Below are 488 nucleotides of genomic sequence, written 5' to 3'. Positions count from 1 at the left end.
GACGCGGTCGTTTCAAATTTTCAGCTTGTTCCGGATTGTTAAAGAGCAAAACTTCGCAATGCGCCCTGAGGTGCATTCTGAAGTATTTTTCAGGACTGTAATGGTGGAGCTAAGCGGGATCGAACCGCTGACCTCCTGCGTGCAAGGCAGGCGCTCTCCCAGCTGAGCTATAGCCCCATACAGTCGCTGCAGAAACCGTCTGTTACCACTCACCAGGAGTCCCGTTTATGACAAACGGTCATTTCTTTTCAGGCAAGGCAAAGTGGCGCGACGTATAGTTCTCTATACGAGCGGCGCTTTAACGCAGCATGAGAAGAAATGTGGTAGGCCTGAGTGGACTTGAACCACCGACCTCACCCTTATCAGGGGTGCGCTCTAACCACCTGAGCTACAAGCCTGTAGAGGTTTTTCTGCTCGTTACTTTCTATCAGACAATCTGTGTGAGCACTTCGCGGGAAGGTATCTTCAGGTAAGGAGGTGATCCAACC

2 tRNA genes are annotated in these 488 nt (G+C 51.0%); both read right to left on the bottom strand.

Annotated elements, in window-relative coordinates:
• Nucleotides 1-101: 101 nt before the first annotated feature.
• Nucleotides 102-177 (bottom strand) — tRNA-Ala (locus tag SB719_RS19025).
• Nucleotides 178-321: 144 nt separating this feature from the next.
• Nucleotides 322-398: transfer RNA gene (locus tag SB719_RS19020), tRNA-Ile, on the bottom strand.
• Nucleotides 399-488: the final 90 nt, after the last annotated feature.

It is taken from the genome of Pantoea sp. SIMBA_079 (assembly GCF_046940275.1).
Taxonomy (GTDB): domain Bacteria; phylum Pseudomonadota; class Gammaproteobacteria; order Enterobacterales; family Enterobacteriaceae; genus Pantoea; species Pantoea borealis.
Note: the sequence above shows the minus strand (reverse complement) of the source record. Positions and strands in the feature narration are given on the sequence as shown.